Consider the following 18,032-nt stretch of genomic DNA (forward strand, 5'->3'; position numbering starts at 1 on the left):
ACCTTCATTGAAATGATTACGTACCGCAAAGTAAAACAGTTTCAATTATTGCCGGATTCAGGAGTTACGGGGCAGGTATTCACTGAAATAGCAGTCTATTTACCCAGAGATCCCTCTGCGCCCCCGGTCTCACAGCTGACACAGTTGGCCGGCAAACGCCATTGCAACGCGTCTGCCGGGGTGGTACAATGGGAGGCAGGATACTGATTAAAGGAGTGGATATTCATGTGGTTCATCTACATCATGTATGCATTGTTCGCGTTTATTCTCGGTGGAACAGTACTCGGCTTAGTCCGTACGTTCAGCAGCAATAACTAATAATAAATAGCAGCGTATGAAAGGGTACCCGCCTTTTCATACGCTGCTATTTTTACTTTATGACCGGAAAAGAGACACCAGCCAGGACGTCGCATCCATTCCGCAGCTGCTGCGGATTTCATCAATCGTTTTATGCGCCAGTACCTGCCCGCCCTTCAGGACAATCAGTTCATCGAGCAACGGCTCTACTTCCTTTAGTTCATGCGTGGACATCACAATCGTCTGCCGCTCCGTATCAGTAAAGCGGATCAGCCCTTTCGCAATATCCTCGCGCACCATCGGATCCAGCCCTGAAAATGGTTCATCCAGCAAATAATAGTCCGCATCCCGTCCCAGTGTAACAGCAATTTTGACACGGCCGCGATTGCCTTTGGACAGCGTGCTGATTTTCGTGCCCAATGAAAGATCCAGAAATTCCGCAATCTCCCGTGCCTTCTTTATTTGAAAATCCTCAAATTGCGAATCATAAAAATCAAACAACTGGCTGATCGTAAAATATGGATAAAACAAATCAGTATCCGGCATATAGGCAACTGTTGCCGCTACGCGTCTGGTAATCACCTGACCGTCGAGCGCCGCCACGCCCGTGTTCGGCGACAGCAAGCCCGCCATCAGTTTCAGCAGCGTGGTTTTCCCGCTGCCATTTTCACCGACAAGCCCGACGATTTTCCCTTTAGGCAATGAAAGCGTTACACCATCGAGCGCCTGCTTAAATCCATAGCGTTTTGAGACTGCTTGCAATTTAATCATCACTGCCACCCCGTTTCTGCAGATAGCTGACCATTTCATGTGTCGTAAAGCCCAGTGCTTCGACATTCTGAATGAACGACTGTACTTGCTGCTCCTTCATTTCTTCCCGAAGTTCCTGAATCCGCTCTATATTGTCCGTCACGAATGATCCCTGCCCCCTTCTCGTTTCCGTAATTTTCATTTGCTCCAGTTCCTTATAGACCCGCTGCATCGTATTCGCATTGACACCGACTGACACGGCATAGTCACGGACAGACGGCAGTTTCTCCCCCGTTGCGAGTGCGCCGCGGATAATTTCACCGATAATATGATCGACGAGCTGCTGGTATATCGGTTTATCCGGAAGGAATTCCATGCTCATCGTCACAACCTCACTTTCTTTTCAAACAACCGCGATCCCGCTGCGAACAACGCATAGATAAGGACTACATAAAACAACAGACTGCCGACAGAGAACACGATCCCGTTCGGCACAAGTCCTGTGAAAAAGTAACTCGTCTGTTCATTGTAAAATGGTTCATTGGTTAGTTTTATCGGCAGCAACTTGCGCAGCCAGTCGAAGAAATTGTTGACTCGAAGCATTTCCCCTATCGTCAAGGCTAAGAAGAAGAGCATAACCGTCAGCGGAACCGCAAAGAAACGCGTACGGAACCGGATGACCTGATACAGACACCAGAAGAAAAAACCGACCGCCATCATGAAACTCAGTTTTAACGAGATGGCAAGCAGCACACTGACAAGCGCCAGTACTTCCTGCCATACAGACGCCATTGACCCATCACTCAGGATAAAAAGTGCGATGCCCGCCAGCATGCCACCGAAGAACAGCGTAATGATGGCAATGAATGCTGCGAACAGTCCTTTAGCACCCGCTAACTGAAGCATCGTTCTCGGCGAATGAAGCCAAATTTCTGGAGTATTCATTTCTTTCGCCAGACTGTAAAACAAAATACCGACACCCGAAAAGATATAAAATGCAAACCAAGTTCCCGCTACGATATGTGTGTGTTCATACAGAACTCCAGAAATTCCCACCCAATTAGCAATTGCAGAAGGCATCGCTAAAATAACGAGTACATTCAGCACAACAATCCATATCGTAAGCCCTTTCAGCAGCACCCATTCTTTGCGGAACAACCCGCGCCAAGCTGCACTCATATTCATAGCCTCACTTTCCTTTCAAACAGCCAGGCGGAAGAAAAGAAGAGAAACGCCAGGAACACAATTACTAATAAAATTTGTCCGGCATACAGTGTTTCAAAATTCAAGGCGTAATAAAAATTTCCGACCTGTATATTCTTTGAATTAAAAGCACCCGGCAATTGACCAAGATGAGCTAGTTTTTGGTATAGCTCAGATTTCAAAATAAATTGCAACAGCCACATTGAAACAAATAAAACACCAAGCCAGATGAATATGGTTCCTCGACGGGCATACGACTTGATCATCCGATAGACAACGGCTAAGAATAAACCGACAAGCATGAATCCGGCTGCCCCTAAGAAAAGGGAGGAAGTGAAAGCATAAATCATACGAATGAACTCCGCCACTCCTGATCCACCTATGAAAGCTTCGGTAACGGATGCGTATACAGCAAGCGTAGTCCCTGGCACCAGCATAATAATCAATCCCATTACAACTGCAAACAATACTTTGCTTCCGAACAATTGATAGACCGACTGAGGTGAATGCAGCCAGACATCCGGTCGTTTCCATTCACTCGATAAACTGTTCAAAAGTAAGGTGACAGGTACGCATACAGCGATCAATATCCACATCATCAATGAAATCCCCAACATGAAGGACATCTCTAGTTTTCCTTCCACGAGAAATGATAATCCAGCCGCCACAACGATGACCAATAAAACCGCCATCACTGCCGTGGCGTAGAGCCAATCTTTCATCATCAGCCATTCCTTTTTCCAAAGCCCTTTCCACACCGTCATCATCTTTCCGCCTCCTTCTCTCTAGTGTATTAGTTACATAGTACACTGTATGATAAAGTTTGGCAAGTGGTGATATTGCCTTGCGCGCGAAAAAGCGGTGGAACGCGCAAAAACAGTCTCCATCCGCACGAAAAAAGTGGCTGACCGAACCAAACCTGGCCGGCAACGCGCGTAAAATCTGTTCTGCCGCACATTTCACATGTTTCACCGCACCAAACCGGCGGCCAGAGTAGAACAGCAGCGTAATATTCGGCAGAATGATCATTGAACACAGGTTTGCGATCATAAACTCCCGCCGTGCGCTCATACCGTCCCGCCATCCGCTCATTCAGCATCCGCACATGATCATACGCCCCGCGAATATGATCATAACAACCCCGTGCGTGATCATAGAGCCGCTTTCAGCCACGTCAGACAACGTGCTGGCCAGGCAAAAAAAAGAGACTGCCAGAAAAGTCACGTAACATGACTTCTCTAACAGTCCCGCATCTTACCATCAATGTTTCATCAAACGGCGCTGCTGACGCAATTCCCTCCTGGCCGGCGCCGAATCAAACAGCCTACGCTCCACTTCCGACTCCGGAAAAACTTTCGGCACAGGCACCGGCCGGTTCGTGTCATCGACGGCGACCATCGTACAGAAAGATTCCGTCGTCAGCTTCGTTTCCCCTGTCACGAGATTTTTCGAATGAACTGAAACAAACACTTCCATAGACGTGCGCCCGACAGACGTGACGACAGCTTCGAGTTCAATCATTTCTCCGAGCATGGCAGGCGAGACGAAATCGACCGAATCAATCGAAGCCGTCACCGCCGCCATCGTCCCAGCATGCTTCATCGCACAGATCGCCGCAATTTCATCAATATAGGCGAGAACCTTTCCTCCGAATATAGATTGGATATGGTTGGTATCAGGCGGCAGAACTAACTTACTTTGAATCGTTCTGGATTCACTCATCGACTTTTCTGCAGACATTGCGACAGCTCCCTTACATGTTCTTTTCCTTAGTATAGCGGAAAAGTTGTGTATTTCATTCATTATTGATTCAAATCAAGGCTGATTGTATGCGGCGGATTTATAATATAACGGAGGTGAGAACGATGAAAAAGTGGATGATGCTTAGTTGTATGTTGCTAATCCTCTCTGGCTGTGACAATGCCGAATCAGTAAAAACACTGGCGGAACCTGTACCTGACCAATTACTGCCTGCCCAGTCGGAAGGGATTTCATTGGCATTGATACAGGACGAGTTTGAAGGGTCACCGGCTGTGATTCCAACAATTGTCCGGAACAACACAGATGATCCCTATGAAATCGGGCCGTTCTATCATTTAGAGTTTTACAAACAGGCACAGTGGTATATCATCACGTACTCGGATGCCGTGTTCCTGCTCGATCCGCATTACCGCGACGGCGGGATTCCGCTGGGAGCGCACAGTGAAATGGCCCAGGAATTTTCCGTCGAGGACTTGGGCGTTACACTGTATCCCCGCAAATACCGGCTCGTCAAAACGATTACCCAGCGCAGTCCTTACCATGAAATAACTGTCGCTGTACCGTTTACCGTATATTAGTTTTGGATTCGCCGCACGCTGCAGAGTTTCTGACGGTATGCTGAGCCGGCAAGCGGAATCTGCTCCACATTCCTTCCCGTCGCCGGCGCATGCATTATCTGCCCTCCACCGGCATACATCGCCACATGGCTGACAGGTCCGTCCTGCGTTTCCCGAAAGAACAGCAGGTCGCCTTTCCGCCAATCTTCCTGTTTCAGCGAAATCGGAAGTCCGGTCTCCGCCTGGTCCGCCGCATCTCGCGGCAACAGTACACCGCAGGATTTCCACAGCTGGTGGACGATTCCCGAGCAGTCAAAACCCCATCCCGACATGCCGCCCCATACATACGGCAGTCCCAAAAACTTTCTGCCTTTTTCAAGTGGCCTGCCGCTTTCATTTTCTTCAATTTGATTCACGTCTCGCGTACGGATTAATTTCCATCCATGCGGTGTCCATACGCGGAACTGATCGCCCTGACGTCTGCTGACCGGAAAAACCGTATTGAATGAAACTTGCATAAAACGCTGACCTGTTTCATCGTTCAGCCAGGCCTTTGGAACAGTCACTCGCACATGGCCTCTCGTATACGAAGCACAGCGCTGAGACAATTGCACAAGCGGCACCCAGCCAGGATAGCCGCGTGGATCTTTCGACGAAGGCTGTCCGCTGGCAATTATTTTCGCCCAATCCTCCATGACTTCTTCCACAATGACCGGCTCGCCGTATAATAGCTGTGTCTGAATCCGATTTTCTTCACTCAGCGCGAGGCGATCTTCAAACATCAGCTGTCCAAACCACTTCTCCAGTTGGACTGGCTGCTGAAGCGCAGGCAGATCGACGAGCCGCGGTGCATCCGGATCGGTCCAGACGGTTGCGACACTGACCGCGCATACCCAATTTTCATTCATTTGCATATTCCTTAACCCATTGCTTCATGCGTTCCGAATCAAATCCTAATCCCAGTCCGCCCGCAAACTCCATGACGGAACCTTTATAAACAATCCCTCCGCAATCAAATACACCCGCCAATAAAAGCGGCGCATCTAAATCCGTACGCGTTATATTTGGCTGGCTCGCTGCAAAATGAGCAGCTGCTGTGACACCGACAGCCGTCTCCATCATGCTGCCCGCCATGCATTCCACTCCGTAGCTTTGCGCCATTGCATTAATCTTCAACGCTTCGTGGATTCCCCCCGACTTCATCAATTTAATATTCAGCAAATCGGCAGCTCGCATTTCCAGCAGTTTTCTCGCATCACCTATCGAAAACAGTGATTCGTCTGCCATAATTAACGTCTCCGTATGCATGGTCACTTCACGCAATCCTTCGAGATCATTCGCTGCAACGGGCTGCTCGACCAGCTCGATATCCAAGCCGTCATCTTCAAACTGCCGGATGACCCGGATTGCTTCTTTCGGTTTCCAACCTTGATTGGCGTCCAGCCGAAGCACAATATCGGGCCCGACTTCTTGCCGGATGGTCCGGATTCTTACGCGCTCTTCCTGAAAATTCCCTGTACCGATTTTTATCTTCAGTACAGAGAATCCCTTTGCCGTATGTTCTGCTGCTTCTTTCACCATTTCTTTCGGAGCGCCCGCGCTGACCGTCAAATCGGTCGTCAAACGGTCGCTGTATCCCCCGAGCATCTGCATCAGCGGCAACCCGCAGTGCTGCGCGAAAATGTCGTGAACGGCCATATCAACTGCTGCTTTCGCACTCGAATTGCCAAGCAATGAACGCTGAACTTTTTCAAACAGCACTTCACGCCTTACCACGTTTTCTCCTATTAAAACCGGTGCGAGCACCCGTTCAATGGCATAGCGGATACTTCCGACAGTTTCACCGGTGATCACATGCGCCGGCACGGCCTCTCCCCAGCCGGTCAACCCGCTTTCCGTTGTCATTTTTACGATGATCGACTGCACATTGAAAACAGTCCGCAATGCCGTGACAAACGGTTTCTTAAGCTTTGACTGCACCACAAATGTTTCGACGGTGCGGATGTTCATTCATTCCACTCCCGGTAAGATAGTGAGTGTCCTTTCATTCGCATTCAGACGTCCTTTGACACCGAGCGGGATGGCAATATGCGGTTCGCAGTGTCCTATTTGGAAGCCCTTTACGACAGGTTTGCCCAGATCTTTGAAATAGTGGGCAAACACCTCGTCAAGCGACAGCGATTTCTCTGGATTGGAAGGTTCTGCTTTTGCAAAATCACCGATAATGACCCCCGATGCTTCACGCAGCTTGCCCGCCAGACGCAGCTGATTCAGCAGGCGGTCGATCTTGTAAGGCTCTTCTCCGACATCCTCAATGAACAGTAATTTTTGATTCGTCTCGATTTCAAATTCACTGCCAAGGCTGTTCGCGAGCTGCGTTAAGTTGCCGCCGACTACTTCTCCTTCTGCTATGCCTGCGCTCAGTGCTTCAAGCGGCGAAATCGCTTCTGTATAATGCACTTCTACAGGCTCAAACAGCTGGCTGAACATCTTCCCGGATAGTTCATGGAATTCATCCTTTGCCACACAGGAAGCAAGCATCGGCCCATGGAATGTCACCAGACCTGCACCTTGACGAATCGCTGTGTGCAAATACGTAATATCGCTGAATCCCCAGAACACTTTCGGATTTTCATGGATCAATTCCATGTCCAGACGATCTGCAAAGCGAGCTGAACCATATCCGCCGCCAGCGCACAGAATTCCTTTCACTTCGGAATCGCGGAACATTTCATGCAGATCAGCAAGACGCTCCTCGTCGGTACCTGCCAAATAGCCATTCTTTTTATAGACAGACTGCCCGATTTTATATCGAAGACCGAGCTGTTCCAAAAATGAAAACGAACGTTCCACGTCTGCCCGTGCCACGGGACTCGCCGGCGCCACAATTCCAATTACATCACCTTTTACTAAACGATTAGGACAGATCATACTAGTCATCACCCTTTCTGTGTCCTACTCTATCATATTCATTGCGGAACGCAGATAAAACCGCCGGCTTCATCTATGCGGAAGCCGCGGTTTTTGAGGTGCTATGAGCGCACGGGAGGTGGTTATGATCACGGCGGGTTGCTGTATGAGCATGCAGCGTGAGGCTATGATCACGTACATGCCGGCTATGAGCGCTGCTGCGGTTTCAATGAGCATGCGGCCGCTGTGTATGATCATCTGCCAATAAACGCCTTCATTCCGAAACACCCCATTTCCAAACACGGCTGTTCTCCGACTTTGGATCAATGGAATAATTCACAACACGTTTATTCACACCCAGAATCTCATAGCGATACAGTGTCGGGGCAAGCGGTACGTCTTCTGCCATCAAAGCCTGCCATTCGTTATAGATTTCACGCCGTTTCTGCGAATCAAATGCCGCTTCAGAAGTTCCCGCCTCGAGCAGCTCATCATTCTTTCCGCTTACATACCGCGAATAATTAAACATCGCGCTGCGTCCATAAAGACCGGACGGATCCGGGTCAGATCCTGCCCCCCAGGCCCCTTGAAAAATATCCACTTTCGGGTCATCTGATTTCACCAGATCATAAAATGCATTGAAATCATGCAAGCGGCCGTCCGTCAGTTCCACCTTCAGCCCGACATCCGCCCAATTTTGTATATAGTACATGGCAATAGGCTCCGCCGCGTCTCCTCCCGCCATGGAAGCAAAACGCAAAGTGAACGGCTGGCCGTCCGGATCTTCCCGGAAACCATCGCCGTTCACGTCAAGATAGCCTGCTTCATCGAGCAGGGCTCTGGCTTTTTCCGGGTCATACGGACGGCCGGCATTTTTTTTGTCATGATATGTTTCAAAAACCGGAACAATTAATGTGGACGCCGGAAAACGCAGGCCGTGATAGACGTACTTTCCTACAGATTCATTATCCAGCGCATGCCACATTGCCTGCCGCACTAATTTGTTCGCAAGTTTTGATTTGGGATCCATACGATTTTCCTTTTTCTTTTCATCCCAATTGCCCAATTTAAAGCCGATATAGGTGTAGGCCAGATCGACATCTCCCAGCAGTTCAATATTGCCAAGCCTCTGCACGGCTTCCGTCTGATCTGCCGGGATTCTGGCTATATCGATGTCTCCTCTTTTCAATGACTCTGTTACAATTGCCTCATTCACGGTCTTCAGCACAACAGATTGAAGTTGCGGCCTACCTCTCCAGTAGTTTTCATTACGTTCCAATAAAACGGACTCGCCGGGCACGATCTTGACGATTTTATAAGGACCGTAACCAATCGGCGTGACGCGTATTTTTCCCGATGACTCTAATTCTTTCATTGTCAGCTCGCCGTTTGTGACGTCACCCGTATGATGTCGAGGCACGGGCGACGACCAGAAACCCGACAGGATAGAAGGTGAGGCAGTTTTGAACGTGACGCTGATTGTCTGGTCATCCTGCACCTGTATCCCGGAAATTTCTTTGGTCTTTCCCGCATGATAATCCTCCATGCCTGCCACGTTTTCAATCATAAATGTGTAACGTTCGCCGGAATAATCAGGATGACCGATCAGCTCATAGGCATACAGCAGATCACTCGCCTTCACCGGTTCCCCGTCATGCCAATTAACGCCGTCTTTAATCCGCAGTGTAATCGTTCGTCGGTCTTCAGACAAAGTGAATGATGCCGCGCCTTCATTGGAAATTTCGAAATCACTGTCTGTTGAAAGCAGTGATTCGTCAAACCAGTTCATGATTTCGGCATCGAATGAACCGCTGTAAAATGCCCGGCTCAAAGTCCCTTCAAACGGATCTGAACTGACCAGTGCGACGACCATCTCACCGTCTTCTACCGGCTCACTTTGATTGGATACTTCTAAAGGAAAAGTGAGCGATCCAGCTTCCTGTGCTTGCGGCTGCACCGCACTGCATCCCGCGAGCATTATCCCAAAACTGATTATTAACAGCAATTTTTCGCGCAAATTCTTCTCCCCCTTATTAAACCCGCTGTCTTGCATCTGCGGCCCGTTTCACCGCCTGGCCGATATAATTAATGCACAGCATAATGACTAAAATCAGCAAAGCAGCCGGCAGCCAGACCCACCATTTGTTTTGGACGATATCAGGATTTTTCGCCAGGGCAATCAATGTACCGAGCGAAGGCGTACCGGACGGCAGGCCGAACCCGAGAAACGTCAGACCTGTTTCCAAGCCTATATTGCCAGCGAGTGTCAGCGTCATATTGACAATAATGAGCGAGCTCAAATTCGGCAGCATCTCAAACAGCATAATCTTCCAATCCGGCGTACCTAGTGTTTTGGAAGCACTGATATAATCCATTTCCCGCTCTGCCAGCCCTCTTGACCGAATAAGCCGCGCTTTGCCGAACCAGGCGAAAATACTCATAATGAAAATGAAATGATAGACAGTGTAATTCGGCACCAGCACGACGAAAACGATAATAATCATTAGCGATGGTAAAATCATTAGGAAATCCAGTATGCGGCTGATAATTTGATCGGCCCATCCGCCGTAATACCCGGCAATGAGACCAATTGTCAATCCATAGAAACTGGACAGCAGCGTAACGCATATGCCGATCGTCAGGGAATTCCGCGCACCGAGCAGCAGCTGACCGAAAACATCTCTGCCGCCGTCATCGGTACCGAGCCAGTGTGTAGCGGAAGGAGGATGGTAGATTTGGGAAAGTTCAATACGGTTCACACGGTCTATCGAAAGAAAGAGAGGAGAAAGATACGCGATGGCCATAATAAAGATCAGTATGACCGCCGACACATAGGCCATCCGATCTTGACGGATCTCTGCCAGTATCTTCGACAAAAAAGAAGAATGACCTGAACTTTTATGCTGTACTCCTTTATTCAAACTGATCATCATATGCTCCCCTCCTTCATCCGAAACGAATCCGCGGGTCTGCGATGCGCAAGATAATGTCAGACAGCATCGTTCCGACAATGACCGCCGCTCCCGAGATGAGGACGAGTGCAGTCACTACTGTAAAATCACGCGTCATTATAGAATCAATGAAAAGTCTCCCCAGCCCCGGATAGCTGAAAATTGTCTCGATAAACACCGATCCTGCAATCAGCCCAGTGATCTCATAGCCTAAAAACGCAGCGATAGGAAAAATGGAATGACGCAATATATGATTCCGGTATACCGCGTTCTCAGGCACTCCTTTTGCCCGTGCCGTCTTCACGAAATCCTTCATTTTCGTATCAATCATTTCATTGCGTAAGTACTGCACAGTTGAATACGTCAGCAGCAAGGAACCGGACAGCACAGGCAGCACTAAGTGTTTCAGCTTATCTAAAACATACTCCGGCGTTCCCTCCGTGATCCGAATATCGACACTGCCGCCGCTTGGAAACCAATTCAGCAGGAAGCCAAAGACATAGAGCATCAACAAGGCAAATACGAAGACCGGGGTGGCAAATGAAATATAGTTATAGGTGACGATCAGCTGATCCGCCCAGCTTCTTGTCCACCTGCCCGCGATCATCCCAAGCGGTATCGCAAGACTGTAGGTCACGGCCAATGTTGCGACAGAGAGCCAGATTGTATTTTCGATCCGCCCTGCCAGCAGTTGTGTAACCGGCTGTTTATGCACAAAAGACTGACCCAGATCACCGTGAAGCGCATCCCGGATCCAGCGTCCGTACTGCACAATCCACGGATCATTCAAGCCGTGCTGCTCTCTGATTTTCTCCATCTGTTCCGCCGACACATTCGGTTTTCCCATAAATGCTCCCGTCACCGCATCCCCGGGCATCTGTTTTGCCAAAAAGAATATGAGGATACTCAATAGCAGCAGCTGCGGAATCATCAAGACGGTCCTTTTTATAATAAATGTCAGCATGCCTTTGCCTCCTTACTTCACAGCCGCGCCCAGTGCGTGTCCGAGATCTGCTGCAACTCAGCGTCAAGAAACGTATCCGCCAGCCGATCAAATTCTTCATTAATTTGCAGGCGCTGTTTGATCTTGTGCTGTCTTTTTTCGGGATCCATTTCCGGCATGGCAGCGAGCAGCCGTTTTGTGTAGAGATGCTGCGGACGTCTGAAAATATCCTCAACAGTTCCTTCTTCCACTACACTTCCCCTATACATGATGCCAATCCGATCGCACAGGTGGCGGACCACTCCTAAATCATGTGAAATAAACAGCATCGTCAGCCGAAACTCTTCTTGAATTTCTTTCATGAAATTCAATACTTGCGCCTGCACGGAGACATCGAGCGCCGATACCGGCTCGTCGGCAATTAATAGCTGCGGCTGCAGAGCCATTGCACGCGCAATACCGATACGCTGTCGCTGACCGCCTGAAAACTGGTGCGGATACTGATAAACCGACTCTTCATTCAAACCAACCCGCTGTAAAAGTTTCTGTACCTTCTTCAATTCATCTGCCTTAGAGAGCTTTTCGAAATTACGCAGTGGTTCCGCAATAATATTCCAGACATTTTTTCTCGGATTCAACGAAGAATAAGGATCCTGGAAGATCATTTGAATTTCTTTCATTTGCTGCTTTCGCGCCTTTCGGGTGAGCTGCGACAAGTCTTCTCCATTGAAAAAGATTTGACCTGCTGACAGTTGATGTAAACCAATGATCGCTTTTGCTGCTGTTGACTTCCCGCAACCTGATTCACCAACCAGCCCGTATATTTCGCCTGGCCGGAGTTCAAGGCTCAATTGGGCAATGACAGGAATGACAGCGCTCTTGCGTTTGAAAAAACTGCCGGTCTTTGTATAATGAACGGACACATCACGTAGCTGCAGCAGAGACATCTTTTTCTTCCTTTCCATCCGGTAAATAGAAATGTTGATAGCAGCTGCAGCGCACGAAATGGCCGGGTGCAATTTCCTGTAGCACCGGTTCTGCATCATGTCCTTTCTCGGCAATCCACGGAATACGCGGCGCAAAACGGCAGCCGGCCCGCTCCAGATTTTCAATGGCAGGCACGATTCCCTCTATTGCATGCAGTTTCTGCTTCCTTTCATTAGATGAAGGGAGTGAATGAAACAGCGATTGTGTATAAGGGTGACGCGGATGACGGAACAGCTCTTCGGCCGGCGCCAGCTCCACAATCTCTCCGGCATACATGACCGCCACCCGATCCGCCATTTCCGCTACCACGCCCAAATCATGGGTAATCAATAAAATACCAGTTTGCGATTGCCGCTGCAGTTCTTTCATCAGCTCAAGAATCTGCGCCTGCACTGTCACATCAAGCGCCGTCGTCGGTTCATCTGCAACGAGCAAAACCGGATCGCAGGCTAATGCGATGGCTATTAAAATCCGCTGCCGCATACCGCCTGACAGTTCGTGGGGATACTGTTGATAGACTTGTTTATATTTTTGAATTCCTACAAGTTTCAACAATTCAAGAGTTCGCTGTCTTCTCTGTTTTGTGGATAACATTGAATGGTATTTCATCGGTTCTTCTATTTGCCGTCCCACTTTCCACAATGGATGCAGGGCGGTCATCGGATCTTGAAAAATCATCGCGAGTTTTTTCCCTCGGATTTGATTGAGTTCTGAAGTGGACAGCTGCAATAGGTTCCGTCCCTGAAAATCGATGGAACCTTCCACTGCTGACTGATCTGGCGGATGCAAGCCCATAATCGACAGCGCGAGTGCACTTTTCCCACAGCCCGATTCACCGACGATGGCGAGCACTTCATTTCTGTGGATAGTTAACGATATTCCGTCAACTGCTCGATGAAACCTGCCGTTAATTCGAAAAGATGTCCGGAGATTGTGGATAGTCAGCAAGTTATCCTCCATCTCATCAGCTCCTTTGCGGATAGTGTGAATAGTTCCGGGAAAATTATGCATGCGAATTAAATAGTTATGCACAATTTGGGTTTTATGGACAGTTTGTTGCGATGGACAATGAATTTCTTGCGATGCGAAATGGGATTGGTTCGGTGAGGTAGTGGTTTCGCGCGGCGAGGCGTTAGTTTGGAGCGGCAAAAAGGGCTTTACGTTTGGCGCGCCAGAAGGCCTTTTTCGCGCGCGGCTGATCCATTGCACAGAAAAAACCGAACAACTGAAGTTCACCAGTCGTCCGGTCTGCCATTATATTTGAGATACTTGATTTTTCGATGCAGCGATTAAAGTATTGATTTTCGGCAAGTCATTCTCATGCAGAGCCGTTACAATTGCGCTGCCGACAATGACGCCGTCAGCCAAAGCACCGAGTGTCTGCACCTGTTCAGGAGTGGAAATTCCGAAGCCTGCCAATACAGGTACCGAGCTTGCTTCTTTCAGCTTCTGCAGATGTTCTTCCAAACCTTCATTGAATGAATTCCGCACGCCTGTAATGCCGTTCACTGTGACTGCATAAATGAAACCTTCCGCCGCTTCCGCAATCGCTTTGATCCGCGCAGCCGGACTTGTCAGTGAAATCAGCTGAACGAGTGCGACTTCCGAATTTTTCAACGCTTCTTTCAGCAGTCCGCTTTCTTCCAGCGGCAAATCCGGTATGATCAGTCCGTAGACACCGCTGTTCTCGCAATCCGCCGCAATTTTATCCAATCCGTAACTCAGCACAGGATTTAAATACGTCATGATGACGAGCGGAACTGTCACTTCTTCCTTAAATGAAGCCAGTTCGTTCATCACTTTGCGCAGTGTCACGCCTTCTGCCAGCGCACGTTCGCCCGCCTGCTGGATTACTTCTCCGTCCGCAACGGGATCTGAAAATGGAATACCGACTTCAATTGCCGTGGCACCTGCCTCCTGTAAAAATAAAATGGTCTTTTTCAATGTCTCCAGCCCACCGTCTCCAGCCATGATATATGGTACGAATGCTTTGTCTCCTTGTTCATTACACTCTAAAATAGCTTGTTTCACTCGTGATTTCGTCATTTCCCCCGGCCTCCCAACGCGTCGCGCACCGCAGCCACATCTTTATCGCCGCGTCCTGATAAACAGATGACGAGCAGTTCGTCTTCTTTCATTTGTTTCGCAAGCTGTACTGCATAATAGACAGCATGCGCACTTTCAATAGCAGGAATGATGCCTTCCGTGCGTGACAGCAGCTGCAGCGCTTCAAGGGCTTGCTCATCTGTGACAGAATCGTACTGCACACGTCCGATATCGTCTAAATGGCAATGTTCAGGGCCGATTGCAGGATAATCCAGACCTGCTGAGATAGAATGTGCTTCCTGAATGAAACCATCTTCGTCCTGCAGCACATACATATACGCGCCGTGCAGCACGCCTTCTTGCTTGCCCGGTACGGCTGCCGCGTGTTTTCCAGTGGAAATTCCGCTGCCCGCCGCCTCGACACCGTACATTTTGACACTTTCATCTGCAACAAAAGGATGGAACATGCCGATTGCATTACTGCCTCCGCCGACACATGCAACGACTGCATCAGGAAGACGTCCTTCTTTCTCCTGAAGCTGTTTCTTCGTTTCATTGCCGATTACGCATTGGAAATCACGCACAATCTGCGGAAATGGATGCGGACCGAGTGCTGAGCCCAAAATATAATGCGTATCTTCCACATTAGCAACCCAATAGCGCAGTGCTTCATTCACTGCGTCCTTCAGTGTGCCTGATCCTTTATCCACCGAAACAACCTTCGTTCCGAGCAGCTCCATGCGGAAAACATTCAATTCCTGACGGCGGATATCCTCTTTCCCCATGAATACGACACATTCAAGACCGAGCAGCGCGCAGGCTGTTGCCGTAGCCACTCCGTGCTGGCCGGCACCAGTTTCTGCAACGATTTTCTTCTTGCCCATACGAATCGCAAGAAGTGCCTGCCCCAATGAATTATTGATTTTATGGGCGCCCGTATGGTTCAGGTCCTCACGCTTCAAATAAATTTTTGCACCGCCTGCATGCTTTGTCAGACGCTCTGCTAAAAATAATGGATTTTCCCGCCCGACGAAGTCTTTCAGATAATAATCCAATTCTTCTGTAAAGGCCGGATCCTTCTGTGCTTCTTCGTATGCTGTTTCTAACTCCTGCAATGCCGTCATCAGCGTTTCCGGAACAAATTGTCCGCCGAATCTGCCGTAACGTCCTTTAGTTTCTGCTGTCTGCATCCTGATCACTCCTGCCCTTCGCTCTATGAATAAACGTCCGAATACGTTCACTGTCTTTTTGTTTATCAATCTCCACGCCGCTCGATACATCGACCATAAACGGCTGAACCTGTCTGATTGCCTCCTGCACATTTTCTGCATGCAGTCCGCCTGCTAAAATCGTCTTCGCGAGCGGCACACCGGCATCTTCAAGCAGTGACCAGTCGAACGTCTTGCCGCTGCCGCCTTTGTACTCTATCCCGGGGGTATCAAATAAATAGTAATCCACGTCGTAAACAGCCGCCCGTTTCGCATCTTCTTCATTCTGAATGGCAAGCGCCTTGATAGACGGCAAACCAACTTCCCGAATGAATTCCGGCGACTCCTCCCCGTGATACTGAATATAATCTAGCGGCACTTCCTTGAATGTCCGCTGCAACTCTTCCTTTGATGCATCCACGAATACACCGATCTTCAAGACAGCATCAGGAATAATGGCAGCAAGCTTCTGCGCCTGTTGAATCGATACTTCCCTGCGGCTCGGAGCGAAGACAAAACCGATTGCATCAGCTCCGGCATCCACCGCCGCTTTCACATGCTCTGCTTTCATCAGTCCGCAAATCTTCACTTTTGTCATGAACGAACTACCGGCTTATCCACTTGCAGCGCCTGCAATGCTTCCTTCACAGAATCACTGCGCATCAACGATTCTCCGACCAGCACTGCACTTGCGCCGGCCTCTGCAGCACGCTCTGCATCTTCAGCATTCCAAATGCCGCTTTCACTGATCAAAACCCGCTCTTCATCGAATGGAAACTCTTTCGCAATCCGCTCTGTCTGCACCAGATCCACTTCAAATGTATGCAGATCCCGGTTATTGACGCCAATAATTTTCGCATCAATCGCCAGCGCACGCTGCAACTCTTCCGTATCATGCACTTCCACCAATACATCCAATCCGAGCCTGTTCGCATACGTATACAGTCTTCCAAGCGTCTGATCGTCTAGAGCCGCCGCTATCAGCAAAATTACCGAAGCACCTGCACTTTTTGCCTGGTCAATCTGAATTTCATGAATCATGAAGTCTTTGCATAATAAAGGAATTGGCACCACATCTGCAACAGCCGCCAGATCATCGAATGAACCTTGGAAAAATTCTTTATCCGTCAGAACAGAAATACATGCGGCGCCTGCTTTGTAATAAGCCGAAGCCTGTCTGACGGGATTTGCGCCTTCTGCAATCAGACCTTTTGAAGGAGACGCCCGCTTTATCTCTGAAATCACTTGCAGCTGTTTTGCAGTCTGCAGGGATTTATAAAGAGACGGCCGTGTAATTGCACGCTCCGGAAATGTTGCATCCTTTGCCAGCAGCTGCTCTACCTCTATTTTTTTTTGCACTAGAATTTTATCTAAAATCGTCATTGGACAACCGCCTTCTGCTGAATTGATTCGCTGAACGCGACCACAGCGTTTAATTTTTCTAATGCTCTACCTGATAAAATACTATCAGTTGCCCGTTTGACACCTTCTTGTATCGTCTTCACCTGACCATTCGCAAACAGTCCGATACCCGCATTCAATACAACCGTGTCAAACTTTGGCCCTCGCTCTCCATTCAGTATCGCACGCGCCATCGCTGCATTTTCTAGCGCATCCCCGCCCCTGATCGCAGACAGCGGCGCGTAATCCAGACCTACATCATCCGCCGTCAATGAAAACGGAATTAAATCACCATGATCCAATAGTACAAATTCATTCTGCCCGGCAAGAGATGCTTCATCCATGCCGCCTGCTCCGCTGACGACAATCGCCCGCTTCCGTCCAAGCATCCGTAGCACAGATGCGTACTCCATAATGAAGTCGGGACGGTTGATGCCCGTGAACTGTGTTTCCAATGCTACCGGATTCGTCAGGGGGCCGACCAAGTTGAAAATCGTCGGCTTGCCGATTTTATTGCGAATGGCGCCAATCCGTTTCATTCTCGGATGGATGGCAGGTGCAAATAAAAATGCGATTCCTTCCTGTTCCAGCAGATTCTGCATATCAGCTATCTGAAAATCCGTATGAATGCCGAGTGCATCCAGCACGTCCTGGCTGCCTGCCGCACTCGAAATTTTACGGTTTCCGTGCTTTGCCACCTGCACGCCTGCCCCCGCGAGGACAAATGAGGCTGTTGTGCTGATATTGAATGTATTGACTCCGTCCCCGCCCGTACCGCAGTTGTCCAGATAGCGTGCTGCTGCCGGCGTGAATTCATTTGCATAGGACTTCATAACGGCTGCAAGGGCTGCGACTTCATGTGAAGTTTCTCCTTTTTGCGAAAGAGCCGTTAAAAACGTAATAATTTGGTCCTCATCTGTCTGTTCATTAAAAAGCAGTTCGGCTGCTTCTCTCATTTCTTCATACATCAAGTGACGCTGTTTCTCTACTATGCTCAAAAACTTCTCCATGCTCATCT

At 49.0% G+C, this 18,032-nt stretch carries 20 protein-coding genes; 2 read left to right on the forward strand and 18 right to left on the reverse strand.

The genetic code is table 11. The annotated features are described in order from the left end of the window. On the forward strand, window positions 1–207 hold a 207-nt coding region (locus tag NCCP2331_RS00005; RefSeq protein WP_251667719.1), incomplete at its 5' end, for a hypothetical protein. Between the two features lie 168 nt (window positions 208–375). Here the strand turns inward: NCCP2331_RS00005 and NCCP2331_RS00010 are convergent. From NCCP2331_RS00010 to NCCP2331_RS00030, 5 genes are all read right to left on the reverse strand, one after another. Continuing rightward, entirely contained in the window at window positions 376–1,068 is a 693-nt protein-coding gene (locus tag NCCP2331_RS00010; protein ID WP_251667721.1) for an ABC transporter ATP-binding protein, read from the reverse strand. Next, window positions 1,061–1,429, reverse strand: a complete 369-nt coding sequence (locus tag NCCP2331_RS00015) for a GntR family transcriptional regulator (RefSeq protein WP_251667723.1) — start codon at window positions 1,427–1,429, stop codon at window positions 1,061–1,063. The genes NCCP2331_RS00010 and NCCP2331_RS00015 overlap by 8 nt, the downstream gene beginning before the upstream one ends. 2 nt (window positions 1,430–1,431) lie before the next feature. Beyond that, the gene (locus tag NCCP2331_RS00020; protein WP_251667724.1) at window positions 1,432–2,226 is read right to left on the reverse strand and encodes a hypothetical protein; all 795 of its coding nucleotides are present in this window, start codon (window positions 2,224–2,226) and stop codon (window positions 1,432–1,434) included. Between the two features lie 2 nt (window positions 2,227–2,228). Beyond that, complete coding sequence (locus tag NCCP2331_RS00025; protein ID WP_251667726.1) at window positions 2,229–3,017, reverse strand: hypothetical protein; 789 nt, start codon at window positions 3,015–3,017, stop codon at window positions 2,229–2,231. Window positions 3,018–3,510: 493 nt separating this feature from the next. Then, the gene (locus NCCP2331_RS00030; RefSeq protein WP_251667728.1) at window positions 3,511–3,990 is read right to left on the reverse strand and encodes an acyl-CoA thioesterase; all 480 of its coding nucleotides are present in this window, start codon (window positions 3,988–3,990) and stop codon (window positions 3,511–3,513) included. A gap of 125 nt (window positions 3,991–4,115) precedes the next feature. On the opposite strand from NCCP2331_RS00030, the gene NCCP2331_RS00035 reads away from it, so the two are divergent. Continuing rightward, window positions 4,116–4,589: an immunoglobulin-like domain-containing protein gene (locus NCCP2331_RS00035; protein ID WP_251667730.1), complete on the forward strand. Its 474-nt coding sequence runs from the start codon at window positions 4,116–4,118 to the stop codon at window positions 4,587–4,589. Here the strand turns inward: NCCP2331_RS00035 and NCCP2331_RS00040 are convergent. From NCCP2331_RS00040 to trpD, 13 genes are all read right to left on the reverse strand, one after another. Then, window positions 4,586–5,476: a C40 family peptidase gene (locus NCCP2331_RS00040; protein ID WP_251667732.1), complete on the reverse strand. Its 891-nt coding sequence runs from the start codon at window positions 5,474–5,476 to the stop codon at window positions 4,586–4,588. The two genes, NCCP2331_RS00035 and NCCP2331_RS00040, sit on opposite strands and share 4 nt — an antisense overlap. Beyond that, window positions 5,469–6,578 (reverse strand): mandelate racemase/muconate lactonizing enzyme family protein, encoded by a 1,110-nt coding sequence (locus NCCP2331_RS00045; protein ID WP_251667735.1) that lies wholly within the window; start codon window positions 6,576–6,578, stop codon window positions 5,469–5,471. Before NCCP2331_RS00045 ends, NCCP2331_RS00040 begins: the two co-directional genes overlap by 8 nt. Beyond that, window positions 6,579–7,508 (reverse strand): S66 peptidase family protein, encoded by a 930-nt coding sequence (locus tag NCCP2331_RS00050; protein WP_251667937.1) that lies wholly within the window; start codon window positions 7,506–7,508, stop codon window positions 6,579–6,581. A 244-nt stretch (window positions 7,509–7,752) separates the two neighbouring features. Next, the gene (gene opp4A / locus NCCP2331_RS00055; RefSeq protein WP_153722499.1) at window positions 7,753–9,495 is read right to left on the reverse strand and encodes an oligopeptide ABC transporter substrate-binding protein; all 1,743 of its coding nucleotides are present in this window, start codon (window positions 9,493–9,495) and stop codon (window positions 7,753–7,755) included. Between the two features lie 16 nt (window positions 9,496–9,511). Further along, on the reverse strand, window positions 9,512–10,411 hold the full coding sequence (locus tag NCCP2331_RS00060) for an ABC transporter permease (RefSeq protein ID WP_251667737.1): 900 nt from the start codon (window positions 10,409–10,411) through the stop codon (window positions 9,512–9,514). 13 nt (window positions 10,412–10,424) lie between these two features. Further along, the gene (gene opp4B / locus NCCP2331_RS00065) at window positions 10,425–11,393 is read right to left on the reverse strand and encodes an oligopeptide ABC transporter permease (protein ID WP_153722497.1); all 969 of its coding nucleotides are present in this window, start codon (window positions 11,391–11,393) and stop codon (window positions 10,425–10,427) included. A gap of 17 nt (window positions 11,394–11,410) precedes the next feature. Then, the gene (locus tag NCCP2331_RS00070; protein WP_153722496.1) at window positions 11,411–12,319 is read right to left on the reverse strand and encodes an ATP-binding cassette domain-containing protein; all 909 of its coding nucleotides are present in this window, start codon (window positions 12,317–12,319) and stop codon (window positions 11,411–11,413) included. Further along, on the reverse strand, window positions 12,297–13,319 hold the full coding sequence (locus tag NCCP2331_RS00075; RefSeq protein ID WP_153722495.1) for an ABC transporter ATP-binding protein: 1,023 nt from the start codon (window positions 13,317–13,319) through the stop codon (window positions 12,297–12,299). Before NCCP2331_RS00075 ends, NCCP2331_RS00070 begins: the two co-directional genes overlap by 23 nt. A 294-nt stretch (window positions 13,320–13,613) precedes the next feature. Further along, window positions 13,614–14,405: a tryptophan synthase subunit alpha gene (trpA, locus tag NCCP2331_RS00080; protein WP_153722494.1), complete on the reverse strand. Its 792-nt coding sequence runs from the start codon at window positions 14,403–14,405 to the stop codon at window positions 13,614–13,616. Then, window positions 14,402–15,595 carry a tryptophan synthase subunit beta gene (gene trpB, locus NCCP2331_RS00085; RefSeq protein WP_153722493.1) on the reverse strand — a complete coding sequence of 398 codons (1,194 nt, stop codon included), beginning with the start codon at window positions 15,593–15,595 and terminating at the stop codon, window positions 14,402–14,404. Before trpB ends, trpA begins: the two co-directional genes overlap by 4 nt. Further along, the gene (locus NCCP2331_RS00090; RefSeq protein ID WP_153722492.1) at window positions 15,576–16,211 is read right to left on the reverse strand and encodes a phosphoribosylanthranilate isomerase; all 636 of its coding nucleotides are present in this window, start codon (window positions 16,209–16,211) and stop codon (window positions 15,576–15,578) included. The genes trpB and NCCP2331_RS00090 overlap by 20 nt, the downstream gene beginning before the upstream one ends. After that, the gene (trpC, locus tag NCCP2331_RS00095; RefSeq protein WP_153722491.1) at window positions 16,208–16,996 is read right to left on the reverse strand and encodes an indole-3-glycerol phosphate synthase TrpC; all 789 of its coding nucleotides are present in this window, start codon (window positions 16,994–16,996) and stop codon (window positions 16,208–16,210) included. The genes NCCP2331_RS00090 and trpC overlap by 4 nt, the downstream gene beginning before the upstream one ends. Then, window positions 16,993–18,024 carry an anthranilate phosphoribosyltransferase gene (gene trpD, locus NCCP2331_RS00100; protein ID WP_376776783.1) on the reverse strand — a complete coding sequence of 344 codons (1,032 nt, stop codon included), beginning with the start codon at window positions 18,022–18,024 and terminating at the stop codon, window positions 16,993–16,995. Before trpD ends, trpC begins: the two co-directional genes overlap by 4 nt. Between the last annotated feature and the right edge of the window lie 8 nt (window positions 18,025–18,032).

This window comes from Sporosarcina sp. NCCP-2331 (genome assembly GCF_023707945.1).
Taxonomy (GTDB): domain Bacteria; phylum Bacillota; class Bacilli; order Bacillales_A; family Planococcaceae; genus Sporosarcina; species Sporosarcina cascadiensis.

What these genes read in the sequence shown, in the direction of transcription:
- NCCP2331_RS00010 (WP_251667721.1), bottom strand. Translation starts at nt 1,068, where the DNA reads ATGATTAAATTGCAAGCAGTCTCAAAACGCTATGGATTTAAGCAGGCG.
- NCCP2331_RS00015 (WP_251667723.1), bottom strand. Translation starts at nt 1,429, where the DNA reads ATGAGCATGGAATTCCTTCCGGATAAACCGATATACCAGCAGCTCGTC.
- NCCP2331_RS00020 (WP_251667724.1), bottom strand. Translation starts at nt 2,226, where the DNA reads ATGAGTGCAGCTTGGCGCGGGTTGTTCCGCAAAGAATGGGTGCTGCTG.
- NCCP2331_RS00025 (WP_251667726.1), bottom strand. Translation starts at nt 3,017, where the DNA reads ATGATGACGGTGTGGAAAGGGCTTTGGAAAAAGGAATGGCTGATGATG.
- NCCP2331_RS00030 (WP_251667728.1), bottom strand. Translation starts at nt 3,990, where the DNA reads ATGTCTGCAGAAAAGTCGATGAGTGAATCCAGAACGATTCAAAGTAAG.
- NCCP2331_RS00035 (WP_251667730.1), top strand. Translation starts at nt 4,116, where the DNA reads ATGAAAAAGTGGATGATGCTTAGTTGTATGTTGCTAATCCTCTCTGGC.
- NCCP2331_RS00040 (WP_251667732.1), bottom strand. Translation starts at nt 5,476, where the DNA reads ATGAATGAAAATTGGGTATGCGCGGTCAGTGTCGCAACCGTCTGGACC.
- NCCP2331_RS00045 (WP_251667735.1), bottom strand. Translation starts at nt 6,578, where the DNA reads ATGAACATCCGCACCGTCGAAACATTTGTGGTGCAGTCAAAGCTTAAG.
- NCCP2331_RS00050 (WP_251667937.1), bottom strand. Translation starts at nt 7,508, where the DNA reads ATGACTAGTATGATCTGTCCTAATCGTTTAGTAAAAGGTGATGTAATT.
- NCCP2331_RS00060 (WP_251667737.1), bottom strand. Translation starts at nt 10,411, where the DNA reads ATGATGATCAGTTTGAATAAAGGAGTACAGCATAAAAGTTCAGGTCAT.
- opp4B (WP_153722497.1), bottom strand. Translation starts at nt 11,393, where the DNA reads ATGCTGACATTTATTATAAAAAGGACCGTCTTGATGATTCCGCAGCTG.
- NCCP2331_RS00070 (WP_153722496.1), bottom strand. Translation starts at nt 12,319, where the DNA reads ATGTCTCTGCTGCAGCTACGTGATGTGTCCGTTCATTATACAAAGACC.
- NCCP2331_RS00075 (WP_153722495.1), bottom strand. Translation starts at nt 13,319, where the DNA reads ATGGAGGATAACTTGCTGACTATCCACAATCTCCGGACATCTTTTCGA.
- trpA (WP_153722494.1), bottom strand. Translation starts at nt 14,405, where the DNA reads ATGACGAAATCACGAGTGAAACAAGCTATTTTAGAGTGTAATGAACAA.
- trpB (WP_153722493.1), bottom strand. Translation starts at nt 15,595, where the DNA reads ATGCAGACAGCAGAAACTAAAGGACGTTACGGCAGATTCGGCGGACAA.
- NCCP2331_RS00090 (WP_153722492.1), bottom strand. Translation starts at nt 16,211, where the DNA reads ATGACAAAAGTGAAGATTTGCGGACTGATGAAAGCAGAGCATGTGAAA.
- trpC (WP_153722491.1), bottom strand. Translation starts at nt 16,996, where the DNA reads ATGACGATTTTAGATAAAATTCTAGTGCAAAAAAAAATAGAGGTAGAG.
- trpD (WP_376776783.1), bottom strand. Translation starts at nt 18,024, where the DNA reads ATGGAGAAGTTTTTGAGCATAGTAGAGAAACAGCGTCACTTGATGTAT.